This is a genomic window from Candidatus Chloroploca mongolica (assembly GCF_004762035.2).
Lineage (GTDB): Bacteria > Chloroflexota > Chloroflexia > Chloroflexales > Chloroflexaceae > Chloroploca > Chloroploca mongolica.
Genome location: NZ_SIJK02000015.1, coordinates 96395 through 116529, shown reverse-complemented (window position 1 = coordinate 116529; position 20135 = coordinate 96395). Strand labels below are relative to the sequence as shown.

At 59.3% G+C, this 20135-nt stretch carries 17 protein-coding genes; 9 read left to right on the top strand and 8 right to left on the bottom strand.

Going from position 1 to position 20135, the window contains the following annotated elements:
- Positions 1–375 precede the first annotated feature (375 nt).
- The gene (locus EYB53_RS10610) at positions 376–1335 is read left to right on the top strand and encodes an LGFP repeat-containing protein (RefSeq protein WP_135478158.1); all 960 of its coding nucleotides are present in this window, start codon (positions 376–378) and stop codon (positions 1333–1335) included.
- Between the two features lie 197 nt (positions 1336–1532).
- On the opposite strand, the gene EYB53_RS10605 is transcribed toward EYB53_RS10610, so the two are convergent.
- The 5 genes from EYB53_RS10605 to trmB all read right to left on the bottom strand — a co-directional run bounded on the left by EYB53_RS10605 (position 1533) and on the right by trmB (position 6555).
- Positions 1533–2804, bottom strand: a complete 1272-nt coding sequence (locus tag EYB53_RS10605; protein ID WP_371879097.1) for a S1C family serine protease — start codon at positions 2802–2804, stop codon at positions 1533–1535.
- 16 nt (positions 2805–2820) lie between these two features.
- Positions 2821–3372 (bottom strand): DUF2085 domain-containing protein, encoded by a 552-nt coding sequence (locus EYB53_RS10600; RefSeq protein WP_254151011.1) that lies wholly within the window; start codon positions 3370–3372, stop codon positions 2821–2823.
- 4 nt (positions 3373–3376) lie between these two features.
- Positions 3377–4372 (bottom strand): phytoene/squalene synthase family protein, encoded by a 996-nt coding sequence (locus EYB53_RS10595; RefSeq protein ID WP_371879096.1) that lies wholly within the window; start codon positions 4370–4372, stop codon positions 3377–3379.
- Positions 4373–4725: 353 nt separating this feature from the next.
- Positions 4726–5673, bottom strand: coding sequence for a MerR family transcriptional regulator (locus tag EYB53_RS10590; RefSeq protein WP_135478156.1), 948 nt, complete (start codon positions 5671–5673; stop codon positions 4726–4728).
- A 186-nt stretch (positions 5674–5859) separates the two neighbouring features.
- Positions 5860–6555 carry a tRNA (guanine(46)-N(7))-methyltransferase TrmB gene (trmB, locus tag EYB53_RS10585; RefSeq protein WP_135478155.1) on the bottom strand — a complete coding sequence of 232 codons (696 nt, stop codon included), beginning with the start codon at positions 6553–6555 and terminating at the stop codon, positions 5860–5862.
- 126 nt (positions 6556–6681) lie between these two features.
- On the opposite strand from trmB, the gene EYB53_RS10580 reads away from it, so the two are divergent.
- The 5 genes from EYB53_RS10580 to EYB53_RS10560 all read left to right on the top strand — a co-directional run bounded on the left by EYB53_RS10580 (position 6682) and on the right by EYB53_RS10560 (position 11349).
- A complete protein-coding gene (locus tag EYB53_RS10580; RefSeq protein WP_135478154.1) occupies positions 6682–7437 on the top strand; it encodes an esterase/lipase family protein in 756 nt (251 codons plus the stop codon).
- Positions 7438–7474: 37 nt separating this feature from the next.
- The gene (locus tag EYB53_RS10575) at positions 7475–8671 is read left to right on the top strand and encodes an ArsA family ATPase (RefSeq protein WP_135478153.1); all 1197 of its coding nucleotides are present in this window, start codon (positions 7475–7477) and stop codon (positions 8669–8671) included.
- Positions 8672–8733: 62 nt separating this feature from the next.
- Entirely contained in the window at positions 8734–8898 is a 165-nt protein-coding gene (gene rpmG, locus EYB53_RS10570) for a 50S ribosomal protein L33 (RefSeq protein ID WP_097654272.1), read from the top strand.
- Between the two features lie 56 nt (positions 8899–8954).
- Positions 8955–10322, top strand: coding sequence for a DUF4129 domain-containing protein (locus tag EYB53_RS10565; RefSeq protein ID WP_135478152.1), 1368 nt, complete (start codon positions 8955–8957; stop codon positions 10320–10322).
- Positions 10297–11349, top strand: coding sequence for a family 43 glycosylhydrolase (locus EYB53_RS10560; RefSeq protein WP_135478151.1), 1053 nt, complete (start codon positions 10297–10299; stop codon positions 11347–11349). Before EYB53_RS10565 ends, EYB53_RS10560 begins: the two co-directional genes overlap by 26 nt.
- Before the next feature lie 79 nt (positions 11350–11428).
- On the opposite strand, the gene pheT is transcribed toward EYB53_RS10560, so the two are convergent.
- The 3 genes from pheT to EYB53_RS10545 all read right to left on the bottom strand — a co-directional run bounded on the left by pheT (position 11429) and on the right by EYB53_RS10545 (position 14927).
- A complete protein-coding gene (gene pheT / locus EYB53_RS10555) occupies positions 11429–13987 on the bottom strand; it encodes a phenylalanine--tRNA ligase subunit beta (protein WP_135478150.1) in 2559 nt (852 codons plus the stop codon).
- A 72-nt stretch (positions 13988–14059) separates the two neighbouring features.
- The gene (locus EYB53_RS10550) at positions 14060–14554 is read right to left on the bottom strand and encodes a hypothetical protein (protein ID WP_135478149.1); all 495 of its coding nucleotides are present in this window, start codon (positions 14552–14554) and stop codon (positions 14060–14062) included.
- Positions 14484–14927, bottom strand: coding sequence for a hypothetical protein (locus EYB53_RS10545; protein ID WP_135478148.1), 444 nt, complete (start codon positions 14925–14927; stop codon positions 14484–14486). The genes EYB53_RS10550 and EYB53_RS10545 overlap by 71 nt, the downstream gene beginning before the upstream one ends.
- Positions 14928–15376: 449 nt before the next feature.
- Between EYB53_RS10545 and EYB53_RS10540 the strand changes: the two genes are divergently transcribed.
- From EYB53_RS10540 to EYB53_RS10530, 3 genes are read left to right on the top strand one after another with little or no spacing between them, the layout of a single operon-like run.
- Complete coding sequence (locus EYB53_RS10540) at positions 15377–15592, top strand: hypothetical protein (protein WP_135478147.1); 216 nt, start codon at positions 15377–15379, stop codon at positions 15590–15592.
- On the top strand, positions 15592–18750 hold the full coding sequence (locus tag EYB53_RS10535; RefSeq protein WP_135478146.1) for an SUMF1/EgtB/PvdO family nonheme iron enzyme: 3159 nt from the start codon (positions 15592–15594) through the stop codon (positions 18748–18750). Before EYB53_RS10540 ends, EYB53_RS10535 begins: the two co-directional genes overlap by 1 nt.
- Complete coding sequence (locus EYB53_RS10530; protein ID WP_135478145.1) at positions 18747–20123, top strand: CHAT domain-containing protein; 1377 nt, start codon at positions 18747–18749, stop codon at positions 20121–20123. The genes EYB53_RS10535 and EYB53_RS10530 overlap by 4 nt, the downstream gene beginning before the upstream one ends.
- Positions 20124–20135: the final 12 nt, after the last annotated feature.

The window sequence follows — 20135 nt, the reverse complement described above, 5'->3', positions numbered from 1 at the left end:
GTGTTCACATGGTGTCGGTTGCCGCTGCTGACTCTGACTTTGCATCAGCCCTGCGAAGCCCACTACCTTGCAAAGAAGGCGGTTCTTTTGGCGCCAAGGCGCAAAGTTTTTCGCGCAGGGGCGTTAATCCTTGCGCGGCTTGGCATGCGCGAGATGCGAGGAGACCGCAGGCGCTGTTCACCTTGCGATCAAGGGTATGGGCGGCGCATATACGCCGCCCATACCCTTGACAGCACAGATCCCATCGCGTATGATGAGCCTGAAGGCGTGTAAACGATAAAACGGTTATTTTGCCATGCACAAAGCAGGTAAAGACAAGGCCGAACTACTCCAGAGTGGCAAGAATTCGCTTTACGCTATGGTAAGGAAGAAGACATGAGGCAGCGACACAGATGGTGGGCAGGGCTCCTGGTCGTCCTGGCAGTAGTGATGCTCTTTGGCACCATGCCAGCCGCGCCCGTTGAGGCTCAGAGCAGGATCTATTTTCCGCAAACGGGACATTATCTTGGCGGGGCGTTTCGCTCCTTCTGGGAACGGAACGGTGGGGTTGAGCTTTTTGGCTATCCCCTTTCGGAAGAGTTTATCCAGAATAGAGACGGACGGGTAGCACAGTTTTTTGAGCGGGCACGCTTCGAGCTCGATGTGGTCAACAATACGGCGGTGGTCAGCCTGGGCTTAGTAGGTCGCGAATATCTCGCGGCGACTGGGCAGGGCTTCCCTCGTCTCGCCCCGGTCAATCAGCCTGGTGTGCGCTATTTTCCCGAGACTGGTCACACCCTACGGGGGGCCTTCCGCACCTTCTGGGAACGCCGCGGTGGGCTGCCAATTTTTGGCTTCCCCATCAGTGAAGAACTGGTTCAGGAACTTGACGGCAGAGGCAACTATGTTGTCCAGTATTTCGAGCGCGGGCGCTTTGAACTGGTGGGGAGCAATGTGCGCCTGAGCACGCTCGGCACCTTCCTGGTACCGTGCCAACTCCGCCAGCCCCTACCACCGAACGCCCCGCCGACTGGCCCGATCCCTGAAGGCGACCCAAGTACCTGTCCACCACCAGTCAATCTGAATTCGCGGGTCTTCCCCGATCCGACATCACCTGGCACTGTGCAAGGCTTTGAAGCGCATGGGTATCAGCCCGGCGAAGACATTGCGCTCTGGTTAAACTTGCCTAATGGCACCACCCGTGCGCTGCCCTATCTGGCGCGGGCCAACAGCGATGGCGCAATCCTGATCGGCTTCCTCACCGAGACTCGCGATCCTGTGGGGAACTGGAGCATTGTGGGGCAAGGGTTGCGCAGCAATCAAGTGCGTGTGGCGACCTTTGTGTTGCAACGCTAATGCGCATCCAAGGAACGCTCATCGCGTTCCTCGGAAGCAGTTTTTTTGACGCAAAGGCGCAAAGGCGCAACGTTTTGAGCGGAGATGCGCTCACCCTTCGCGGCTTGGCATGAACTTCTTTGAGTGGTATTGAGCCTAGAGACCTGGAAACACAAAAACGCCAGCTAAGCTGGCGTTTTTGTGTGCAAAGAGCGGCTTTAGGGACGAGCTTCGAGCAACAGTTCAACCTCTTCGGTAGTACCATTGGCACGGACAACCGTCAGCACCGCCGTATCGCCGGCACGGTAATTGAGATCGAGCAAGCCAAGCAATTGATCGCTGTCAGCAACGGGCTGGCCACCAATAGCGATAATAATATCGCCACCGGCCTGGAGCGGCATCATGCCTTCAATCGGTTCACCGGTACCCGCCCGCAAGCCTGCCCGCTGCGCAGGGCTAGGCGAACGCACATCGGTAATCAACACGCCACGATCGACCTCAAGACCAAGCCGTTCAGCCATCAGCGCATCAAGTGAAAGCATTGCGATACCCATCCAGGGATGGTCAAAACGGCCTTCACTGATCAGGCCAGGCACAACCTTGGCCACAGTGCTAGCGGGCACGGCATAGCCAACCCCTTCAAACGAGCTATTGCCCTGACTGACCGCAATCGCCGTATTGACCCCAATGACTTCACCCCGAATATTCAGCAGTGGGCCACCCGAATTACCGGGATTGATCGACGCATCGGTCTGAATAATATTCGGAATGCTATAGGTACCAATCGAACGAGTTGGACCACGAAGCGTACGGCCAAGACCGCTGACCACCCCAACCGTCAAGGTATTTTGCTCACCAAAGGGGCTACCAATCGCGACGGCTGTCTGACCAACCTCAACCACACGTGACTCGCCAAGCGTGAGGGGGCCAACGCCTTCAGGCAGACGACGAACTCTGATCACCGCGAGATCGCTATCAGGATCAGTGCCCACCAGTTCAGCGAGCGCCGTCGTCCCATCAAAAAAGCGCACCTGCAACTGTGACGACCGGGCAACCACGTGATTATTGGTCACAATATGGCCCTGATCATCATAAAGAAACCCAGAGCCCTGACCGGAACGGGCATCAGGCAAGCCAGGAATAGGCGGATGATCGCTAGGCAAACTACTGCCCAGCACATCAATACTCACCACAGCCGGATTAGCGCGACGAAACAACTCAACCAGCAAGCGCTCCTGACTGAGCAATGGTTCAGTCAGTTCAGCGCCAAGGGTCGGCTGAGGCGAGACTGGAGGAAGCGTTGGCAGCACAGGTAATGGCGGGCGAGGGGTCGGGGTTGCCTCAAGCAGCAGCAACTGTTCCTCGGCCATCAACGCAACCTGGGTCTGAATAGCCTCAACCGTCGGATCAGGGCGTTGTCCAAGCGGCATCGACGGGAGAGAACACCCGACGAGCACCAGACACAACCCGCATAGAAGCAAAAAACGCACGATGCAGCCTTCCAGACTATGCAGCATACCCATGGCGGGCGGGGGTCCACATCCCGGGCCAGATCGAGCAGAAGAAGAGACCGGCCGCAAACCCAGCCTGCATGCCATTGAGCAGCAGAAGCCACATCGGGGCAAACCAGACGCCCTGATAATGGCCGACAATTTCAAGGGGCCAGAGCAAAAACGGGAGCGTACAGAGCAACAGACGGACTTGCCAGGGCAGATCCAGGAACCAGCCGACCACGGCTGGAGGCCGGGCACCATCAGCGGTCCAGCGGCCAACGAGCAAGCGTGCCCCCCAGAGACCAATCGTCGCCCCCCAACAGCGCGCACAGACGGCCATCGGCAACCCAAAGAGCAGATACGACCGCTCAGGGGTTGGACAGACATAGATAGAGAGCACATCGCGCGCGAGCACCCCGGCATCGCTGACCAGCGGCAACCCGGTCGCCCGGAAGAGCGGCGAGATAATTGGGCCAAGCAAGAGCACCCACAAAAAGGTATCAAAGAGCCACCGTGGCCAGACCTGGGGAGCCTTGCTACGATTAACGGCAACCATCGTCGTCATAGAATTACTTAAATCTCCTCACACCCCACCAGATCCGGGGCATACGCACCAACTTCTCGTGGAGCTTCAAATAGGCCCGACGGGTATGAGCGTCGTAATGGTTCAAGACAATTTTATCAAGAATGCCCTGATAGACCCGGCTCGCCGCAGCAACAGCAAAACGGCTCTCAGGGGGCAAGAGCGCAATACCGGGCCAACTCTCCTCATAGAGGCGATGGGCGCGGTCAATTTCAAAGCGCATCAGATCGCGGAAGCGGCGATTATAGACCCCGGCCAAGATATCATCGGCGGTCAAACCGAAGCGTTCCAGATCTTCCTGGGGCAGATAAACCCGGCCACGGCGTGCATCATCGCCGACATCGCGCAGAATATTGGTCATCTGGAGGGCGACCCCAAGCTTAATCGCGTAGGGTTCAGCCCCAGGAGCGTGGCCGGTAATACCCATCACCAGCAGACCAACAACCGAAGCCACCCGATAGCAATAGAGCCAGAGGTCAGCAAACGTCTCGTAGCGATTGATGGTCAAATCCATCGCCACCCCGGCGAGCAACTCATCAACCAACTGGGGGGCCAATTGATACCGCACACGGGTATCGTACCAGGCAACAAGCACCGGATTATCGGGAACCGGGCGTGGTGCGCGCACCTGTTGCACCCAGGCAGCGAGCGCACGAGCCGGATCACTCGTTGCCATATCAACCGTATCATCGGTCATACGACAGAACGCATAGAGGGCACGTACCGCCTTGCGCACATCAGGGGCAAGAAACTGCGAACTAAAATAGAAACTCTTGGAATGCTGGCGGATAATGCGTTCACACTCGAGATACGCTGCAGCCGTTGCATCAGGTGGATGGGGCGGCCATTCATCAGAGCCAACCTGGGGAGCAAGATCAGTCAGATGAAACAACAGCGCGAGCTGCTCCTCCGCAGGCAAAGGTTGGGCTCGACGCGTACCGGTTGCGTGAAGCGCCAGTGAGGGCACGGAGTTCAGCGACACGCGGCTCTCCTTCAAACTTGAGATACACACAAAGATCACAAAGTGTTCTCTTTTCATAATACGTGAATCAGTGCCAGAAGGCAACCCACTTCTGGCCCTTGCGTAGGACAATTGCCGCTTCCGTTGGTGGGTGCCGCCCTGGGCTAGGTCTAATACCTTGCAAAGAAGTCGGTTGTTTTGACGCAAAGGCGCAAAGGCGCAAAGGTTTTCGCGTAGGCGAGCTAACCCTTCGCGCCTTCGTCATTGAGCTTCTTGGGGAACGCAGGCGCTACACATGACGGTTTTGCAGGCACAAAAAAGCCAGCGTCGCTGGCTTTTTTCGATCAAACACAACATGTTGGTGCAAGGAAGGCTTAGCGACTGGCACTCAGCAGATCGGCAATTGTATCAACTGCTTCCTGGGCATCGCGACCAAGGAAAGCGCCAGGCATACGCTGGATCAGCATCGGATTCAGATTAAAGGCACGCCCACCATAGCCAAAGTGAGGAGTAGGCGGGGGAAGCGCCGTAATGGCTCGTCCCGCTTCGAGGAGTTGGGTCGCCGACTCGGTGGTCGAGGCTGCAACTGCAACAATATCAGGTTGCAAATGACGCACGGTGTCAATCAGATCACGAACGGGCACTTCAGGGCCAAGATAGATCACCTGCCAGCCGTGACGCACGAGGAAGACCGCGAGCATCAGAACGCCAAGATCGTGCTGCTCGCTCGGCGCACAGGCAAGCAGGACGAGGCCACGCCCATCGGTAATATTGTAGGTATTGAAGAGACTCGAAAGCTTGCGGCGCACAAATTGGGTCGCAAAATGCTCTGCGGTGACGCTGATCCGCCCGGCGTGCCACTGCTCACCGATCTCGACCATCACTGGCTGAACCAGTTTGAGAAAGACCTCTTCCATAGGATAAAGGGCAAACCCTTCACCGAGGATCTGTTCAGCACGCGTTGAGTCAAAATCGGTCAGAGCTGAAAAGAGCCGGCTGTTCAGCCGCTCCCAGGTGTGTGGTTCCGTATCAACCGCTGTACTCAGCCACGAAAGATTTGCCTCGTTGCCGTCGGTCATCAACGCGATCGCCTGGCTAATTGTCAGGCCTTCAGCAGTACGATCACGGAGCCAGCGAATCGTGGCAATATCACGCTCAGAGTAGAGCCGGTGCCCACCTTCAGTACGTTGCGGCCGCGGAACACCGTAGCGCCGTTCCCAGGCACGAAAAGTATCCGCCGGGACACCTGTCTCCTGAGCGACGGCCTTGGTGTTGTAACGTGGCTTGTCAGAGAATTGTGTCAAAAAATGTTGCTGGGCCATGACTGGCTGCCTTCCCGAAAGGTTGAGACCCTGGACAAAAGGTGTTCCTTTGTCTTTGCACATTGTAGCATGATGCACAAACGGTGTCAATGAAATGCACAATAGATTGTATGGCTTCAGAATGCGCCAGACTGGTCAGGAGGGGTGGGATTATATTGTAATCTCGCAACAAAAGTTGTGCATATATCACCTATCCGACACTGTGCGAAGGTTGTGCATCAACTCAAGGCGAAGGATCGGGCGACCGCGGGCCTCCCAGCGCTGGTAGTAATGTGATTTGATCATACCAGTCAGGGCTGGGGACCAATGCTCGGGAGGCAGGGGGCGCAAACCCGGATGGTGAAGCAGCAACGTTTCGCATTCGGCAAAGAGGGCCGGCTGATCAGTCATGATGCTCAAGCGGCCCTCAGGGGCAAGGCAGCGCTCCATCTGGGTGAACAGGATTGGCGAAATGAGGCGCTGATTGCGTTGGCGGTTGCGCAAGAGAGGGGCAGGAAAATACACATAGGCCATGGCGAGACTCACAGCAGGAATCTGGCGATAGGCCAAGCGGGCATCAGCCTGGATAAAACAGACATTGCGCAGATCCGCTGCCACAGCGCGTTCGACAGCGCGCCAGAGCGGCTTGGCCACAATGTCGAGTCCGACATAGTTTCGATCGGGGTAGGCGGCGGCAAGGGCCAGCACGAGATCACCTGTGGCACACCCGATATCGAGGGCGAGCGGCTGCTCGTTGCCAAAAAGACCCGGTGATGAGAGGGGCGGAAACCGTTCAGCGTAGGCATAGAGCGTATGTCCAGGCCAGACGTGCAGATAGCGTGCGGCAAGTTCTTCGGGCGGCGGCACTACTTTTAGCCGCGCCGGATAACGTCCACGTCCCATGTTGCTTTCCTGCTACCGTAGAAGTTGACATTTGCCAATGAAACCACGCGATTATACCCCATGGCTTGCAATTTTGTTATAATAGCCTGCAATGAAGATACGTTGCCGTGAAACGAGGACGAGCCGATGAGTGACATTATCGGCAGAGAGCCAATCCTGATTGTAGGCGGCTTTGGAAGCAACTACTCGTTATACAATCAGTTGCAGCAATTGCTGGGTCAGGTCAGCGGGCGCGTCGTCAAAGTTGCGCCGATTACTCTCTTTGAATGGACTGGCGTCATCGCCAGTGATAGCTATGGAGCGCTGCTGCGCGTGCTCGATCTGGCTGTTCGTGATATCCTGGCCGAACAACACACCCGCAGAGTCATCCTGGTGGCCCACAGTGCAGGTGGGGTTCTTTGTCGGATCTATCTGGGCGATCAGCCGTATGGCCCACGACGCCTCGTGTACAATGGGTTCAACCACGTCAGCGCCCTGGTAACCCTGGGGACGCCCCATACGACGACTCGTCTCGGGCGCCAGGGAGGGCTCAATCAGATCGCGTTTGTGCAGGCACGCTATCCTGGGGCGTACTGGCGTTTCATGCATTATATTAGCGTGATGGGGCGAGGCATCTATGGGGTGCAACAGGGCCAGCCACCAGAACGCGGGGCATGGCAGAGCTATGCAATGATCGATGGGTCGGGTGAACAGTGGGGTGATGGGGTAGTGCCGCTTACAGCCGGGCTGCTTGAGGGCTCACGCAAAGTTATTATCCCAGGACTGCGCCACGATCCACGCCCTGACCTTCCATGGTATGGTACGAATGCCGCGATTGTGCGTGGCTGGTGGGAACAGGTAGAACTGGCTTTACAAGAACCAACTCGGGGCCAGCGTACCTGAACGTGTCTCATGTTCGTCTCCTCTAGATAGGGTCTCCATGCGCATCCTTTTTTATACTGGCAAAGGCGGGGTCGGCAAGACAAGTGTTGCCTCCGCAACCGCGCTGCGCTGCGCCCAGCGTGGCTATCGTACGATTGTCTTGAGTACTGATGCAGCCCACTCACTTGGCGACTCACTCGGGGTCGAGTTGCGCGCCGAGCCGATCCTGGTTCATCCGAATCTCTGGGCGCAAGAGATCAATGCGCTGCACGAGCTCGAGTCAAGTTGGGGGCAGGTGTCACAGTACCTCGCGGATCTGCTGGCATGGCAGGGCGTCGAGACGATTGCCCAGGGTGAGCTGTCAGTCATTCCTGGAACCGAAGAGCTCTTCAGTCTCCTGCAGATCAAACGCCACTATGATGAGCAAAAGTATGATGTGCTGGTCGTTGACGCCGCCCCGACTGGTGAGACCTTGCGCTTGCTGTCACTGCCCGATATTATGCGCTGGTGGATCGGGCGGCTCTTTCCGATTGCCCGTGCGTTGCTCAAAGTCGTGCGCCCGGTCGCCAAACGGGTGACTGATATGCCGATCGCCGCCGATGATGTGCTCGCGTCGGCCCAGCAGGCGATTGATGCCCTTGTTGATGTACGCCATATTCTGACTGATCAGCAGGTGACGACCGCACGCATTGTGATGAACCTCGAAAAGATGGTGATCCGTGAAGCACAGCGGAGCCTGACTTATCTGAGTCTTTTTGGGTATGCTGTTGATGCGGTGGTCGTCAATCGCATTTTGCCGACAGACGTAGATCGTCACTTTACCTCGTGGCGGAATATGCAGCAAGAGTATGCACCGCTCGTGAATGAAATGTTCGAGCCGCTGCCGATCCTGCGTGCGCCTCACTTTGAGCGTGAGATTGTTGGGATCGAGAACCTCAGCCGCCTGGCCGATCATCTGTTTGACCAGCAAGATCCGGCCGAGTTCCTTTATCGTGGGCCAGTGCAACGGGTCGAAAAGATGGCCGGTGGGTTTGATCTGATCATTCCGCTGCCGTTTGCTTCAGAGGATCAGGTACACCTGGCGCAGAGTGCCGACGAGTTGCTGATCTCGGTAGGCTGGCATCGTCACCGCATTATGCTGCCCCAGAGTCTCGCCCGGTTGCGTGCCCAGGATGCTTATTTTGAAAACGATGCACTGCGGATCATCTTCCGTAAAGCGGAAGTAACGGCCCCGCTTGCCGGTGCTGAGAAATAATGCTACAATGGCCGGTAGTGTGCCAGAAGGCGCGTTTTGCTGTGCCAGAGAGGAATTGAGCTATGGCTTCGAAAAAGGGCAATCGGATCGTAATCAAGTTGAAGAGCACCGAGAGTGGTCATTCGTATACAACGATGAAGAATCGGCGGAATGATCCCAGCCGGATCGAACTCCGCAAGTATGACCCCCTGGTGCGGCGTCACGTGACTTACCGCGAAACAAAGTAAGTTGCGACCAGGCGAGGGCAGGCTGATGAGCCTGCCCTCGCTGCTTTTTCCTCTGTATGCATCTCTTTTTTGTGCTGGTACTGCTAGCCCTTGCGACGACGGTGGTGAGCCTGCCGTTGCTGGCGTTGACGACGCTGACAGCCCCGTGGCCACTGCTCTTCCTTGTGGTAGGCCTGGGTTGGCTGAGCGAACATGCTACGCGACAGCGAAGCCTGGGGCTGCGTCGTGGGTTGCTTGCCGTGATCGCCAGTGCCAGTGCGCTGCTGGTGCCACTCTTTGCGGCGGGGAACGTCGCTACGCTTTTCCAGCGCCTCCAGCCAGGTCAACCCGGTTTTGCCGGGGCGTATACGCTCTTGCTGGTTGGCCTCGTGCTCTTCTGGCGCGGGATGCAGATCGATCACCGTGACGGCAATGCCGTCGGGGTGCTCTTCGGGCGTGGTGCCGCGCTGGCCGTAGCAAGTTTGCTGCTGGGCACCTTGATGGGCACGGGCAGACCGTTGAATGCTCCGGTGATGCTGGCCCATATTGTGGCTTTTGGGGCAACCGGATTGCTGGCACTGGCACTGACGCATGCGCAGGCCGCGAACGCTGAGCGCAACACCTTGAACTGGCGCTGGCTGGCAACGATGCTCGGATCTGTGGCGATGGTGCTCGGCCTGGCGATCCTTGGCGTAGGGCTCATCGGTGGCGATGAACTGCTTGGGGCGGTTGAGTTTGGGCTGCGCATCGTGATCTTACCGTTTGCGCTCATCGGCGGAATCCTTGTCTGGCTCGTGTTGACGATCTTTGGTGAACCCCTACGCTGGTTGCTCGAACGTATACTCGACGCCCTCGACGGATTCAACTTACGCCCTCTAGCACCACCCGAGTCCGGTGAACCGGGGGTTGAGGTGCTCGCGCCAGTACCATCGATCGGAGCGCTGGTGGAGGGAGCAAGTCTGCTGCTGGCGGTCATCCCGCTGATCCTGCTGATCATCGCGATTATGCTCTGGCGTCGACGCACCGGCACCAGCACCGAGACAAACGAAGAACGTGAGTCGCTCGGCGTGCTGCAGAGCCTTGGCGAAGACCTGCGAAGCCTGTTGAGCCGCCTACGTCATCCGTTTGCCGCTCATCGCACCGGCTTACGGGCAAGGCTAGCCGATCTAAAGGGTGATGATGCCACCACACGCACGCGGCGAGCCTATGTACGGATGCTCTTGCGCCTCGAAGCGAAGGGGGTTGTGCGAAAGAACGCCCAGACACCCACCGAATTTGCGCACACCACCGCGCCCCACAGCCCGTCCGAACCAGCCCTCACCACGCTAACCCGCCTCTACGAACAGGCACGCTACCACCCCGAGGGAGTTGGGCGTGACGAAGCCGAGCAAGCCGAGGCGACCCTCCGGATCATTGAACATGAGCGCAAACCAGAACCGAGCTAAGACAAGCATGCGCGGGCTCGTCGTTGTGCTTCTGATCAGCCTGCTCAGCACGACCGCGCATAGCTTCAGCCAGCATCAGCCTGGAACCAGCAGTACGGCTTGCCACACGCCCCTGAGCATTGCCGGGATACGGCTCAAAGACCACAGCCTCTTCTTTTTCGACGGCTGGTACTACATTGTTGCGATCCGGGTCGAACCGGCCAGTGGGAGCAGAGCGCAAGGCGCAGCAAGCGCGCCACTGCGCTCAAGCGAGCGGCTTGAAGGGCGCTTTGCGTATGCACGAACCCGCGATTTTTGTACTTGGGAAGAGCTCGCGACGCCGCTTGAGCATGGGGAACCAGGTGAACCCGATGAGTGGGAGATCTGGGCACCTCATGTGATTGAGCGTGACGGAATCTTCTACATGTACTATACCGGGGTGAACAACCAGATCGCCCAGACGATCATGCTGGCCACAAGCACCAATCCAGCCGAACCAGCAAACTGGCAGAAAGAAGGCGTGATCTTTACCCCAGACCATCCTGAGGCCTTTTATCCAGGCCCAGATTACTGGTCAGACTGCCGTGATCCGATGGTAGTCTTCTATCAGGGCCGCTACTATCTCTACTACACCGGGGTGAACACACACGGGCCAATGGTTGGCCTCGCCTTTGCCGAGCAACCCAAAGGCCCGTGGCATGATCTTGGAGCGGTGTATCAATCACCAGAGCGTGACCGCATACCTGAGTCGCCATATGTTGTTGAGCACGAAGGCCTCTTCTATCTCTTCTACAACAGCTCAGGTCGCGATGGAGCACGTCAGGTATGGCGCTGGTCGGTCTCACCTTTTGGGCCGTGGCAGCCCGAGGTACGCGCTGGATATGGGTGGGCTCATGACTTTTACCGTGACGAGCAAGGCTGGCTGGCTTCATACCTGATGGGGTACGGCGAGCGCATTGGGGTGCAACGGGTAGCGTGGCATCCTGAAGGCTTGCATATGATCCCACGCATTGGTACGCAGGTCTATGTACCGATTATGAGCAGGTAGAAGCGTCACGTGAAGAGGATCTGCGTAGGTCTGTGCAGACGACTAGCTTTGCTAGTCGTCTGCACAGACCTACGCCTCACTACGTTCGCATGGTTGCACCAAGCTCGCGTTCGAGGCCCGTGATGATCTTGCGGCGCACGCGGGTCAACGCCTCATCGCTGAGGGTGCGATCGGGGGCACGGAAGGTCAGGTGATACGTAAGACTGCGTTTGCCTTCGCCAACCTGGGGGCCAGTGTAGACATCGAAGAGCGTCAAGTCTTCGAGTAGATCGCCGGCACCCCGCCGGATAAGCGCAGCCACACGGGTTGCCGAAACCTCGAGGGGCGCCACGATCGAGAGATCTTGCACGGTCGCGGGGAAGCGCGAGATCGGGCGAAAGGTTGGCGGTTGCGCTGCCGCAATGAGCGCATCGAGGTCAAGCTCGGCGAAGACCGCCCGCGCCACCCCGAGTTCAAGGCGGACACGGACGGCGGGATGCATCTCACCAAGAGCCCCGACAGCCACCCCTGGAGCCTGACCATTGTCGCGCTGGGGGCTCGCCTTGCCTCCAGCTATGTCCGGCATGAGCATCAGCGTAGCGGAACGACCGGGGTGGAACCGCTCGTCATCAGTCAGCGGCACAAAACTGACCCGGTCGGTCAGCCCGAGGCGGGCAACAAGCAACTCAACCATGCCTTTGAGATCATAAAAATCGTAGAGATCGCGGTGAGCCGGCCCCCAAGCTTCGGCCTCACGCGGGCCAGCGAGCGCAAACGCAAGTCGACGTGGCTCGGCGGGGAGCCAGGCGTCTTTGAGCTTGAGGTAGACACGTCCGATCTCAAAGACAGTCACCCGCTCGCGTTCACGGAGATTCATCGTCAGCGCGGCCCCAAGCGAAGGCAGGAGCGAACGGCGTAAAAAGGTCTTTTCGGGAGTATTTGGATTCGTGAGCTTCAGATAGTGGGCCTCAAGCGCCTCAGAGGGGGCCACAGACGCAACGAGGTTCATATCAATAAGCGAATGGGTAATCAACTCAGTCAACCCCGCGCCAACGAGCACCTCGCGGACGCGCTGTTCAACAGCAAGCTCGGGCGACTGCATGGCCGGGGGCAACTCATCGGCAAGGCGGGTAAGCGGGATCTGGTCATAGCCATAGACGCGAGCGACCTCCTCGCAGAGATCGGCGCGGATGGTCACATCCTGGCGAAATGAAGGCACCTCGACGGCCACATAGGGGGCAGGCACCTCGTGGGGTATACAGCCAAAACCGAGGCGTTGCAGCAGACCGGCGAGCTCGGCAGCCGTCAGATGAATGCCAAGCATACGAGCGACCTCGGCGGTTGGAAGGTCGAGGATCAGTGGCTGCCAAGGGCGGGGATAGACATCAACAAAGCCCTGAGCAATCGTCGCGCCAGCATAGCGGCGCATCAACTCGAGGGCACGTCGCAGCGCGATAGGAGGCAGCGCATAATCCACCCCGCGTTCAAAGCGGCGAGAGGCCTCACTGGGCAACTTCATACCGCGGGCCGTCTTCCGGATCTGCGTTGGTTCCCAGATTGCCGCCTCAAGGAGGACGGACGTTGTGGTCGGACTGACCTCACTGGAAGCGCCGCCCATCACCCCGGCGACCGCAAGCGAACCCGAGGCATCACAGACCATCAGGGGCGTCCGTTCGAGGCCACTGGCCGCGCCAGGGGTCAGATCGCGATCCTTGTCATCGAGAGTAACGAGGCGTTCACCAGGCTGAGCAGGGCGCACGATCAAATGACGGTTCACGACTTTAGCCGCATCGAAGGCGTGGGTTGGCTGGCCCCACTCGAGCATCACATAGTTGGAAATATCGACCACATTGCTAATTGGACGCATCCCGGCATTGACGAGGCGGCGCTGCATCCACTGCGGGGAGGGGCCAATCTGCACCCCTTCAGCGAGGCCGACCGCAAAGCGGGGGCACAACTCGGGGGCCTCGATCGTCACCGCAGCGCGGCCTATGATGGACGCACCTTCGGCGAGCAGTTGGGGATCAGGGATAGTCAAAGGCGCACCGGTCAACGCAGCGACCTCACGGGCAACGCCAACGATCGAGAGTGCGCGGGCATAATTCGGAGTGATCTCAATTTCAAAGATCACCTCACCGAGCAGATCGCGGAGGGGGCGACCGACAGGCAGGTCATCTTCGAGCAACAGAATACCATCGTGCTCTTCAGAGATACCGAGTTCCTTTTCGGAGCAGAGCATGGCATCGCTGAGCACCCCGCGGACGGGGCGCGCCTTGAGCGTCGTAAGCACCCATCCTTCGGCGTGGCCATCGTAGAGGCGAGCGCCCTCACGGGCAAAGACCGCCTTGAGGGGATGGGCGAGGGGCCCAAGGCCGCGATACGGAAAGAGATTAGGCGCACCGGTGACAACCGTATGGGGCTGAGCGGCCCCATAATCAACGGTAGCGAGCACAAGGCGATCCGCATTGGGATGGGGCAACACCTCAAGAATATTGCAGGTCACAATCAGATCAGGATCCCAGGGCAACTCAGCGCCTTCAAGGCCGAGATAGCGCACCTGGGCAACCTCAAGACCACCGAAGGTAAGGCGATGGGCCAACTCATCAGGCGAGCACTCAACCGCGACAAACTCTTTCAGCCAACTCAACGGTACTTTCATGACGACCCCGCAAGGCAAAACAAACCCACGGCGGATTGTAGCCGTGGGTTGAAGCGGTGTCAAGCGGGAGGATCAATCACGCCCAAGGCCAGCTTCAGTCAACAGGCGCACCACGCGTTCGATCTGATTGAGGGAACGGGCAAGGGCAAGCGAAAGATCGGCAATCATCGCATCGCAGAGCGCCGGATTTTTGGTTACTTTTTCACGGAGTGGGGCGAGGCCCCGTTCGCCATCATAAAGAAGGTCAATCGCACGATCAAGGGCTTCTTCAGCTTCTTCGCGCTGGCGGGAAACACCCTGGGGCCAGCGGCCATTGATAGACTTGCTACGGGCGACGGAGAGATAGCGGCGCACGCGTTCGGTACGCGTAAGTGCATCGGCGAGATAGCGCTCGGTATCAGTCACCAGCACCAGAGCAAAGCTCTGATGGGCATTGACCTTTGCCCGAGCGCTATCAAGGGTCGCCTGAGCTTTCTGAAGGATCTGAGCCGCCTCGTTAGCTGAGCGAATTGCCTCCTCGCGCTCGCTCTCCACTTCGATGGGCCAGCGGCGTGGTATCGTAGGCATAGGCATCTGGCCTTTGTAACTCACGTGCCGTCGTGTAATTCAGGAGTTCCATCTGACGGAGCATTGCCTCACCGATCTGCCAGAGAATGATCGGCGTCCCGGACGCAATAAAGCTACGCCAGATAGTCCCTTCATAGACCCGCCAATCCAGATGGGTGGACTTGCGGGCGATCAACGCAACCGGCACCAACGAAATAAGTACTCCTCCAGCTACTTCAGCCCAGATATGGTCAGGCTTAATGGGAAAACGTCGTTCAAGGTAGCTCAGGATAGCTGCATAGGCAGTAGCAATGCCAAAAACTTTGAGCGGCACCGTCACGGCCAACTGCTCCTCCGAAGCCTCATTCTGGGTTTCGTCACGAGACGTAGTCATTACCGGGTTCCTTTCAGGGTCTCGTCGGGTCTTATTCTAGCATATTTCGGGCGATTTGTCTATACCTTATCGGGCTCTTATTGGCGTACATTCAGGACATCCTGATGTCTGGGTGTCGGACAACAACTTTGGGGCTCGTTCCACCTCCTCAGATCTGTCTAGCCCAACGAGCGGCCTTAGAAGCGGATTTGAAGGGTCAAAAGCGGGCGTATAGCTTGCATATGACCCTGGCATACGTTATACTACAACACATCGTACTACTTTGCAAGCGTCAAAACCGGGCAATTCTCCCCGAAAAGAACCCGAAAAGAACCCGCGAGAGGGACTTAACAAAAAACTTACTATGTGCTATAGTATAGTTGATTAGCAACCTGATAAGAAACTCATAAGACGCCAACAAGAATCGAATGGGCTACACTGAGCGTTCTGAAGAGCTGGGAGGTACTGCAATGTTGCGCCTGTCTCGCCCTGTGTATGTTGAACCAGAGGTCGGTAGTGCTACCACGGCCCGTACACGACTGCGCGGTATCCTCCAGGCTGAACGTGGCCTCTGTGCCGAAACGTCGTCCAGCCCGGCTGCCAGGCCGCCCGCCCGAGCGATGTCGTCGGATGAGATGTTGCGCCACCTGCTTGACGAGCAGATCCCGGGCGGGAGGGAACCATAATGAGCGACCTGGCCCGTGCCCTGGCCGCGACGCTGGGGGCCGTTGCGCTGGAACTCGAAGACCAGACCGCAACCGAGGCCACACCTGCAACGCTGCACGAGCGTTTGACGGCCCTCGCGAGCCTCGCTGAACCGCCGTTGATCGCACCATTTGCCCGTGCCGTGACCCGTGCAACCGAACGCCTGGGTCAGGAAGAGGCTGATCCGGCGGTTGCGTTGCTGCTGACGCTGCTCACCGACGAGGCACCCGTGGCCGCCCGGTTTCGGGCGGCTGCGGTGGAAGAATTGTTACTCGCTGGTGAGCCTGATCTGAATCGGCTCGTTGAGTTGTACCGGCGTGAGGTACGACCCTGCATGGCAAACGCCGAGGTGACGTTGCCCCCGTGGCGGGTGGCCGGGCCCGCGCTGATCCGTCTCCTGGGCCAACTCGTGCCACAAGCCCTGGCCGATCACGCCCGCCTGCGACGACTTTTGCCGAGCCCTGATGAGCGCACGGCGATTGATCTGCTGCGCAGTGCCAGAGTCACGCCAGTCGCACCGCTCGCTGAGCAGTTTGCCCAGGGTATTGTGGCGACAAATGGGGCCGCGATCCACCACGTGCAGCAGACGATTGTCCGGGGTAACCTCTATACGGTGCCAGCAGCATCTAGCCCCGATCTTGCGCTGCTCTATGCGCGCTATCGGGCGTTTATCAACGAGAATTTCAATCAACTCGATTTTCGTGGGCTGCTTCAGATCCAGACCATCAGCCGGATCAATCTAGAACAGATCTATATTCCGGTTGAGGCACTTGGGCCACAGGGCAATGGCGTATCGTTACATACCTTTGTCTGTGAACAACCCCTCCTGGTTGTACTCGGCAATCCAGGCAGTGGCAAGAGTACGCTGGTGCGCTATCTGATGCTGGCGCTGACCCGCAACGATGCCCGCGAGCGCCTGGGGCTCGACCCGATCTGGTTGCCAATCTTCTTTCCGGTCGCGGCCTTTGCGGCGGCTCGCCGTCGCCCCGGCAAAGAAGATCTCTCGCCCCTCGCATACCTTGGTGACTACTACTGCGGCCTGTCCCAGCCCGATTATGGCCCACTCTTTCAGCGCGCCCTGACAACCGGGCGGGCCATGGTGCTGCTCGATGGCCTCGATGAGGTGCGAACCGACCGGCAGGCGACGATTCGGGTGCTTGAAGCCTTTGTGCGCGAATGGGATGCGCCAGGGAACCGGTTCCTCGCGACCTCACGGATTGTGGGCTACGATGATGCGCCGCTTGATCCAGCGCTCTTTGCGGTGGTAACGATCCAGCCGCTCAGTGACGCCCAGATTCGTAGTTTTATTCAGCGCTGGAGCCAGGCCTATGCCGCGAGCAGCATGCCCCCGGTTCCTCCGGTTGACGAACTCTTGCATGATCTCGTGCGTGAGTCGGTTGCGGTTGAACACGAACGGCGCGTAGCGGCCTACAGCGCGTCGCTCACCGAAGCGGTCTTTGCGGTTCCACACGTGACTGAACTGGCCCGGAACCCGCTGCTACTCACGATTCTCGCCTTGATCCACAACCAGGGCGCACGCCTGCCTGATCGACGGGTCGAACTCTACCGGCTCTGCGTCGCCGCGCTGGCCGAAACATGGAACCGCGCCCGCTCGCTGAGCGGACGACCCGTCGAGGTCTATCTCGGAGATGAATTGCTCGACGAACGCTTTGTCGTGAATCTGTTGGGGCCGCTGGCCCTCTGGATGCACAGCGAACACGCCGAGGGCTTGATCGAACAGGTTGATCTCGAAAAACGTCTAGCCGAGACGCTCGAACAGGCGGATGGGATGCCACGGCGCCGGGCTCGACGGATGGCCCTGGCCTTTGTCGAGCTAATGCGCCGCGATACGGGGCTGTTACAAGAGCGCGGTTTCGGGAAGTTCGCGTTTTTGCACTTGACCTTTCAGGAGTACCTGGCCGCACGCGGGTTGCTCGAGTCGGTTGCGATCGAAGATCCGGCCCTCTTGCTGCAAAACTATGCCAATGATCCCCGCTGGCGTGAGGTCATCCGTCTCGCGGTCGCCGCAGCACCCCAGCGCGAAGCCGGGCGCCTCTTGCTCGCGCTGCTCGAAGCCCCGCCAGGCGAACGTGCTGGCATCCATCCCGTGGTGCTTGCGGGTGAGTGTCTGCTTGATGTCGGGCGGAATGGTGCCGGCGGGCGAGCCTGGCAAGCCGTGACTGGCGCACTGGTGCAACTGGCAACGGATCCGGCGACTCTGCTTACGGCCCGCGTCAGCGGAGGAATCGTGCTGGGGCAACTCGGCGATCCACGCCTGCTCAACCTGAGCGATGGCCGGGCCACCGGTGGCATTGAAGCCCGGATTGCCGATTACTGGTGTGATGTAGCCGCGGGACACTTCTGGTCGGGCGACGAACGGCTCAAACACGGGCGCAGCAGTGGTCTGCACCAGACCTACCTTGGCTATAGCTTTCGTCTGGCCCGCTATCCAGTAACCAACAGCGAGTATCAGCGGTTTATCGAAGCCGGCGGCTACCGTGACGAGCGCTGGTGGACCCCAGAGGGGCGCACCTTTCTGGACTACGGCGGGCGCATGCCTTCGTCCGACGACATGATCGTCCCGATCACCCAGCCAGCCCTCTGGACGAATGGGCAATACAACAACCCCAACCAACCCGTCGTTGGCGTCTCGTGGTACGAAGCGAGTGCCTACTGCGCCTGGCTCACGGCGCTCGGGCGCACGGCTGGCTGGCTCTACCCGGGCGAAGTCTTGCGGCTGCCAACGGCCATGGAATGGGAACGGGCGGCACGCCATACCGACCAGCGGACGTTTCCGTGGGGCGACGAAGCAGTCACCCCAGAACGAGCCAATTATACCGACACTGGCGTGCGCGCCCCATCGCCAGTCGGCGTCTTTCCCACCGGGGCGGCCTGCTGTGGAGCCCTCGATATGGCCGGCAACATCTGGGAATGGACTGCCAGCGTCGCCGAGCGGATCAACGAACGCACGCCCTGCCACGATGTCTCGCCCGAGCATATGCCCGCGATCAAAGGAGGCGCCTTCAACTGGGACGGCGACGCCCTGCGCTGTGGCACGCATTACTGGTTTCATCCCGCCCAGCGCTATAACCTCCTGGGCTTCCGTATGGTCTGGACAACCGAAGAGGTGACGTCGTGAGCAACGCACTGGAACCAGTAGCCCTGCGACTGATCTTCCTGCCCCGTGGGGCCGGGGCGACGGTACGCTGGGAAGCCGACATCATTGGAGTGCGTCAGAGTCGGATGGTGCCACCGATTCCAGCGAGTGAACTGGCGCTCGTCTTGCGTGCGCTTGATGTGCTGCAAGATCCCGCCTACCCCTATGCGCGTACGGCGATGCAAGAACGGCACTTCAGCTTTGCCCCCGAAGAACGAACACGCCTCGAGACCCTGGGGCTCTGGGAGAGCAACGAGCGGGTGCCACTGGATGCCCCACGACGGATCGGGCGACGGCTCTACACCGCCTTGACGGCCGATCCTGCCGGTCGCGAAGCGCTCGAGAGTACGCGCAATCACGCGACTGCGACGGGGGTGCCGCTGGCGATCGAACTCTGCTTTCCGCCCGACGCCGTACGGCTTGCGGCGCTCCCCTGGGAATTGCTCTGGGATGACGGCTCAGCCCCGTTGCTCCTCGGGCGCGGCGAAGCGGGCAGTCTTACGCGCCGCCTCGATCTTCCGCAGGCCTTGCCGCCGCTACGCCGCAGACACGGCCCGTTGCGCATCCTCGCCGTCTCGCCTGAAGCCGGGATCAGCACCGAACTACGTTATGTCGAGCGAGCCGCTCGCAACGAAGCGCTTGCGCCACTGGTAGAAAAAGGGCAGGCGATCATCGAAGAGTTAGAGCCAGCCGATCGCACAGGACTAGTACGCGCGTTGGAAGGCGAGCCACCTGACATTCTGCACTTTTACGGACACGGGCGATTGCGAGGCGGCCTGGGCGAACTCTTGCTTGATGATACCAACGGCCCAAGCTGGGTACCGGCTGAAGCCTTTGTCGCCCTGCTCGGCAAGGTCGGGTTGGTCGCCCTCTATGCCTGCGAAGGAGCCAGTGTCGGTGGAGGGATGGGTGATCCGCTGCTCGGCGGCGTCGCCCAGGCGCTGGTGGGGGCAGGCATACCAGCAGTGCTTGGCATGCAACTGGCCGTGCGTTCAACCGCAGCGAGCCGGGCCGCTGCGGCGATCTATCGCACCCTTGCCGACGGCAGAAGCCTGCAGGAGGGCGTTGCCCAGGCGCGGCGGGTTCTCTTTGTCGAAGAAGCGGACGGGGCATCGTGGTATGTCCCGGCGCTCTACCTACGGAATCGCACCGGTGGCCCCTTTTACCTGCGCGAACCGGCGCGCACCCTCGCGGCAGAGGCGGCCAAACCCGATGATGTGCGTCAGAGTGTGCTGGCCCGTCGGGGGGCGGTCATTCGCTCACTCAGCATTCAAGGGCGGCCCCACAGCAACCAGCGGGTCATTGCTGATAGTGGGGCTTCGATTCAGGATGTCACGATGCGGGTGGTTGGGTAGGAGCGTTGGGTC